Genomic DNA, 6,300 nt, shown 5'->3' with positions numbered 1-6,300 from the left:
TCGACGCCCTGTACGCCTTCTGCGCGCCCGCCCTCGTCCGCCAGGCGTACCTCCTCACCGGCCGCCGGGAGCTGGCCCGCGAGTCGGTCGAGCAGGCCTTCCAGGTCGCCTGGCAGCGCTGGCCCGAGGTGGCCGTCGACCCCGACCCCGCGGGCTGGGTGCGGGCGACGGCGTACGAGTACGCGCTCTCCCCCTGGCACCGGTTCCGCCCCCGTTACCGCCATCCCGAACCACCGCCCGCCGACGCCTCCGACCGCGCCCTGCTCGACGTGCTCCTGACGCTCCCGCCGCCGTACCGCCGCACCCTGCTGCTGTACGACGGGGTCGGCCTGGGGCTGCCGGAGACCGCGGCGGAGACGGAGGCGAGCACACCGGCGGCGGCGAGCCGGCTGCTGCACGCCCGCTCGGCGATCGCCGCCCGGCTGCCGGATCTGGCGGAACCGCAGGTGTTGCACGACCGCCTCGCCAAGACGGCGTCGACGGAGCGCCTGCGCGCCGCCAAGCCCCCGGCGGTGCGCATCGAGAGCGAGCGCCGGGCACGGTTCTGGACCAGGGCGGCGATCGCCATCACGGTGGCGATCATCGGCGCGACGGCCCTCACCGTGCACACGGCCCCCACACGCTACGAGCCCCCCGTGCCGCCCGGCGAAACGGTCCCCGGCGTCCCCCCGCGGGCGGCTCCGGGCACCCTCTCGACCGCGGAGCTGACCCTGCGGGCCAAACTGCGGGCGGAGTCCGGAGACGGCCCGGAGAAGCTCCTGCCGGAGCCCCGCTGACGCGGACGCGAAGGCTCCGTCGAGGGCGCGACCCGCCTGCGGACACGGCTGTGGGCCCGCCCCCGCGAAGGGGACGGGCCCACAGGTGTTCAACCGGCCAGGCCGTGTTGTCAGCTGCCGAGGATGGCTCGCGCCAGCTTCGCCGTCTCGGTCGGCGTCTTGCCGACCTTGACGCCGGCGGCCTCGAGGGCCTCCTGCTTGGCGGCGGCCGTACCGGAGGAGCCGGAGACGATGGCGCCGGCGTGGCCCATGGTCTTGCCCTCGGGTGCGGTGAAGCCCGCGACGTAGCCGACGACCGGCTTCTTCACGTTGTCCTTGATGAACGCCGCGGCACGCTCCTCCGCGTCACCACCGATCTCACCGATCATGACGATCAGGTCGGTGTCGGGGTCGGCCTCGAAGGCGGCCAGCGCGTCGATGTGCGTGGTGCCGATGACCGGGTCGCCACCGATGCCGACGGCCGACGAGAAGCCGATGTCCCGCAGCTCGTACATCATCTGGTACGTCAGCGTGCCCGACTTCGAGACCAGGCCGATGCGGCCCGGCTTCGTGATGTCGCCCGGGATGATGCCGGCGTTCGACTGGCCCGGGGTGATGAGACCGGGGCAGTTCGGGCCGATGATCCGCGTCTTGTTGCCCTGCGACACGGCGTACGCGTAGAACGCGGCCGAGTCGTGGACCGCGATGCCCTCGGTGATGACGACCGCGAGGGGGATCTCGGCGTCGATCGCCTCGACCACGGCGGCCTTGGCGAAGGCCGGCGGGACGAAGAGGACGGACACGTTGGCGCCCGTCTTCTCGATCGCCTCGGCGACCGTGCCGAAGACCGGGATCTCGGTGCCGTCGAAGTCGACGGACGTGCCCGCCTTACGCGGGTTCACGCCACCGACGATGTTGGTGCCGTCCGCGAGCATGAGCTTGGTGTGCTTCATGCCCGTGGCACCGGTCATGCCCTGGACGATGACCTTGCTGTCCTTGTTGAGGAAGATAGCCATGGCTGAGTCTGTCCCTCTTCCTTACTTCGCAGCCGCGAGCTCGGCGGCCTTGTCGGCCGCGCCGTCCATGGTGTCCACGCGCTGGACCAGCGGGTGGTTGGCGTCGGAGAGGATCTTGCGACCCAGCTCGGCGTTGTTGCCGTCGAGGCGGACGACGAGCGGCTTGGTGACTTCCTCGCCCTTGTCCTTGAGCAGCTGCAGCGCCTGCACGATGCCGTTGGCGACCTCGTCGCAGGCGGTGATGCCGCCGAAGACGTTGACGAAGACGGACTTGACGTCCGGGTCGCCGAGGATGATCTCCAGACCGTTCGCCATGACCGCGGCGGAGGCGCCGCCGCCGATGTCGAGGAAGTTGGCGGGCTTGACCCCGCCGTGCGCCTCACCGGCGTACGCGACGACGTCGAGGGTGCTCATGACGAGACCCGCGCCGTTGCCGATGATGCCGACCTCACCGTCGAGCTTGACGTAGTTGAGGTTCTTCTCCTTGGCCGCGGCCTCGAGGGGGTTGGCCGCCGCGTGGTCGACGAGGGCCTCGTGGTCGGGGTGGCGGAAGTCCGCGTTCTCGTCCAGGGAGACCTTGCCGTCGAGGGCGATGACGTCGCCGGAGGCGACCTTCGCCAGCGGGTTGACCTCGACGAGGAGGGCGTCCTCCTCGATGAAGGTCTTCCACAGGGTGACAAGGACGTTGACGACCTTGTCGGCGACCTCGGCCGGGAACTTCGCGGCTTCGACGATCTCGCGGGCCTTCTCGGGGGTCACACCCACGTTGGCGTCGATCGGCGTCTTGGCGACCGCCTCGGGGCGGTTGGCCGCCACCTCCTCGATCTCCATGCCGCCCTCGACGGAGGCGATGGAGAGGAAGGTGCGGTTGGTGCGGTCCAGGAGGAAGGAGACGTAGTACTCCTCCAGGATCTCCGGGGCCGTCTCGGCGATCATCACCTTGTGGACCGTGTGGCCCTTGATGTCCATGCCGAGGATGTCCGTCGCGCGGGCGACGGCCTCGTCCGGGGTGGCGGCGAGCTTCACGCCACCGGCCTTGCCACGGCCGCCGACCTTCACCTGGGCCTTGACTACGGACTTGCCACCGAGACGCTCAGTGGCTGCGCGGGCCGCCTCAGGCGTGTCGATGACTTCACCGGCCAGCACCGGTACATCGTGCTTGGCGAAGAGGTCCCTCGCCTGGTACTCGAACAGGTCCACGCGCTTCCGTCCCTATCAGTGATCTCGCGGTTCGTTGTCTGCGTGGGCGTGCCGCGAGGGCAACGTGACGTCCGCCGTCTGTCATCAGTCACAAGGGAGGCGCACACGGTGTCCGAGCGCGCGGCATGTCCGTCTCGCAGGTTATCCCTGCTTGCCGGAGGCCTCTAAATCGCGGGTCACACCTGAGCGGTGATACCTGTCACATGATGCCCAGATCACTGGCACGCGGTGCCGCCTGTGAGGTGCCGCGGAGGGTCCGGAGTGGCTACGGGAAGGGCTCCGAGGGCTCCGGGAGGGGCCTCACCGGGCTGGGGTTGACCCGGTGAGACCCCGTGCGGCAGCCCCGGAGGGCTCGGGGCCGCGGCCGTCCCCACCCCAATGGGGACGACCCCGGCCCTGTCCGCGGGATGACGGCCGGACACGGCCGACGGCTTTCGGCCGTCCGGGTCCTTCCTCCCACGGAGCCGGTACCCCGTCGGCACGGGGCCTACGGGGAGCTGGGGCCCGCGCGGTGCGGGGCGCGCGGGGCGCGTGATGCATGCGTGGCACGCAGTGTGCCGGGTGCGCGCGGCGCGTGCGCGGGCCGGTGGATCAGATGCGGTAGGTGCCGACGGCGTCCCGCACGGAGGCGGGGGTGACCGCCTCGGCAGCCGCGCCGGCACCTGTGACGGCGTGCCCGGCAGGTGCCTGGGTGGCGGTACCGGCGGCACCGGCCACCCCGTACGCCAGCGAACCGGCGTCACCGCTCACGTCGTACGCGAACGGCGTGAGGGGACGTGAGGGGAGCCGTCACATCCTGGGCGACCCCGTGAGCCGAATGGGTGACGGACTCCGTCAGAGATGCCACCGGCGAGGCGACGCCGTGGGCGAAGGAGCCGACCGGGCCGGTGACCTCCTGGGCGAAGGGTCCTGCCGGGGCCGTCACCTCCCCGGCGAACGGGCCGACGGGCGCCGTGACGTCCTCGGCGAACCCGGTGGCGGTGGCAGTGGAGGTGGCGAACCCGGTGGCGGTGACAGTGGAGGTGGCGGCTTCGAACATGTCGTCGGCCGTGCTGGTCACGTCCGGGAGGGTGGCGGGAACCGCCCGTGCGACGAAACGAGGCGCTCGATCCTCGCACGGGTGCCCCAAGGTAGCGCGGGCCGGTTGTGGCGGTGTCCGACGCAACCTGTGCCATGTCACCCGGAACGGCTGCGAGGCCGGCCCCACCACTCGCCGGTCGGGATCGACGAGCATGGCCCGCTCCCGCTCCAACCACGACGCGAACCCCACCAGCGACTGCGTCATCGCCGCCCAGTACCGGCCCGTGAAGTGCCGCTGCCCGCGTACGCCATGAACCGCCGCACCGGGAGCACCGACTCGAACCACTCGAACCGAACCCGGGAGACCGCCTCCAGCACGGACTTCCGCAGCCCGCATGCGCCAACGTGAACGAGAAGCAGTGAGCAACCGACAGCTTCAGTGCGACTGCGACAGGACAGCAAGCCCCCTCTTACCGATGGGGGGTCATGTCCCGTTCACCGCTGGGGTGTCCGGGTCCGGCACGGGAAGCGGGCGTCTCTCGATCGCCGCCGCCATCACGTCCGGGAACCGGTCGGGCGTACAGGCGAAGGCGGGTGCGCCCAGCGCCGCCAGGGCGGCGGCGTGCTCGCGGTCGTAGGCGGGCGTTCCCTCGTCCGAGAGCGCGAGCAGGGCGACGAACTGCACCCCCGACGTCTTCATCGCCGCGACCCGCTTCAGCATCTCGTCACGTATGCCTCCCTCGTAGAGGTCGCTGATGAGCACCAGCACGGTCTCGGCGGGCCGGGTGATCTGCGACTGGCAGTAGGCGAGCGCCCGGTTGATGTCGGTGCCCCCACCGAGCCGGGTGCCGAACAGGACGTCCACCGGATCGTCGAGCTGGTCGGTGAGGTCGACGACCGCCGTGTCGAAGACGACGAGCCGGGTGCTGATCGACCGCATCGACGCCAGCACGGCCCCGAACACGGAGGCGAAGACGACCGAGGCCGCCATCGACCCCGACTGGTCGACGCAGAGGATCACCTCCTTCTTCACGGACTGCGAGGCCCGCCCGTACCCGATGAGCCGCTGGGGCACGACCGTCCCGTGCTCGGGCAGGTAGTGCTTGAGGTTGGCGGCGATGGTGCGGTTCCAGTCGATGTCGTGGTGGCGCGGCCGGGCGACTCGGGCACTGCGGTCGAGGGCGCCGGTCAGGGTGGCGCGGGTGCGGGTGGCGAGCCGCTTCTCCAGGTCCTCGACGACCTTGCGCACGACAGCCCGTGCCGTCTCCTTCGTGGTCTCCGGCATCGCCTTGTCGAGGGAGAGGAGCGTGCCGACGAGGTGTACGTCGGCCTCGACCGCCTCCAGCATCTCCGGCTCCAGCAACAGGGTGGCCAGGCCGAGCCGGTCGATGGCGTCGCGCTGCATGACCTGGACGACGGAGGAGGGGAAGTACGTCCGGATGTCCCCGAGCCAGCGCGCCACGGACGGCGCCGACGCCCCGAGCCCCGCCGAACGGTCCCGCCCGGCCCGCGCCCTGTCCCCCTTGCCGTAGAGCGCGGCGAGCGTGCCGTCCATGGCCGCGTCCCGGCCGGTCGGTTCGTGTTCGGTGCCGTCCGCCTCGCCGCCCCCGAGCACGAGCCGCCAGCGCCGCAGCCGCTCCCGCGCGGGGTCGGCCTCCGCCGTGCCGATCGTCATGTCCTCGCCCCGATCGTCATGTTGCCGCTCGATCGTCATGTCGGCGTCCCGTCAGGTCGTTGCCGCCGTGGTCAGCCGGTCGTCGGTGCCGGTGCCGTTTTCGGTGCCGGCACCGGTGTCAGTGCCGGCACCGGTCTCAGTGTCGGTGCCGGTGTCGGTGTCGTCCCGGTGTTCGCCGTCCAGGCCCAGCAGCAGCCGCACCACGGGGAGGACGGCGTCCGCGCGCCCGGCGTCGAGGTCGTCCGCGAATCCGGCGGTACCGGAACCCGCCCCCAGCACGCTGCTTCTCTCCCCGGGTCCCCTGCGCACCAGCTCCCCGAGCGACCGGCGCGCCCCCGTCTCGTACGCCGAGAACGTCCGCCGCAGCAACGGCAGTACGTCCGTGAACGCCTCCGCCGACACGCCCGTCAGCCACCCGTCGACCAGGCCGAGCAGCCGCTCGTCGTGCACGAGGAGCAGCCCGCCGTCGGCCCCTCCCCCGACGAAGCCCTCGATCCAGGCGGCCGCTTCCGCCGGCGGGGTCCCGCGCGACAACGCGAGCCCCATCAGCCGCGCCGCCTCGTCCCGCTCCACCTCCCCGCCGTCCAGCAACAGCCGGGCGGCCCGCCCCCGCACGACCCCGGCCACGCTGCCC

7 protein-coding genes are annotated in these 6,300 nt (G+C 71.7%); 1 reads left to right on the top strand and 6 read right to left on the bottom strand.

The features are described from left to right. Positions 1-776: sigma factor-like helix-turn-helix DNA-binding protein (locus tag P1P75_RS38665; RefSeq protein ID WP_319264204.1), on the top strand; the 776-nt coding region annotated here is incomplete at its 5' end. A 110-nt stretch (positions 777-886) separates the two neighbouring features. On the opposite strand, the gene sucD is transcribed toward P1P75_RS38665, so the two are convergent. The 6 genes from sucD to P1P75_RS38635 form a co-directional block, all read right to left on the bottom strand. Continuing rightward, the gene (sucD, locus tag P1P75_RS38660; protein WP_086772096.1) at positions 887-1,771 is read right to left on the bottom strand and encodes a succinate--CoA ligase subunit alpha; all 885 of its coding nucleotides are present in this window, start codon (positions 1,769-1,771) and stop codon (positions 887-889) included. 21 nt (positions 1,772-1,792) lie between these two features. Further along, positions 1,793-2,971 carry an ADP-forming succinate--CoA ligase subunit beta gene (sucC, locus tag P1P75_RS38655; protein ID WP_086772097.1) on the bottom strand — a complete coding sequence of 393 codons (1,179 nt, stop codon included), beginning with the start codon at positions 2,969-2,971 and terminating at the stop codon, positions 1,793-1,795. 591 nt (positions 2,972-3,562) lie between these two features. Next, positions 3,563-3,721, bottom strand: a complete 159-nt coding sequence (locus P1P75_RS38650) for a hypothetical protein (protein WP_319264202.1) — start codon at positions 3,719-3,721, stop codon at positions 3,563-3,565. Next, the gene (locus P1P75_RS38645; RefSeq protein ID WP_319264200.1) at positions 3,711-4,031 is read right to left on the bottom strand and encodes a hypothetical protein; all 321 of its coding nucleotides are present in this window, start codon (positions 4,029-4,031) and stop codon (positions 3,711-3,713) included. Before P1P75_RS38645 ends, P1P75_RS38650 begins: the two co-directional genes overlap by 11 nt. Before the next feature lie 444 nt (positions 4,032-4,475). Beyond that, positions 4,476-5,666, bottom strand: a complete 1,191-nt coding sequence (locus tag P1P75_RS38640; RefSeq protein WP_319264206.1) for a VWA domain-containing protein — start codon at positions 5,664-5,666, stop codon at positions 4,476-4,478. A gap of 51 nt (positions 5,667-5,717) precedes the next feature. Beyond that, a partial coding sequence (locus P1P75_RS38635) for a DUF5682 family protein (protein ID WP_319264199.1) occupies positions 5,718-6,300 on the bottom strand: 583 nt, incomplete at its 5' end.

Source organism: Streptomyces sp. ID05-39B, from assembly GCF_033794725.1.
Lineage (GTDB): Bacteria > Actinomycetota > Actinomycetes > Streptomycetales > Streptomycetaceae > Streptomyces > Streptomyces bobili.
This window is presented reverse-complemented; position numbering and strand designations above follow the sequence as displayed.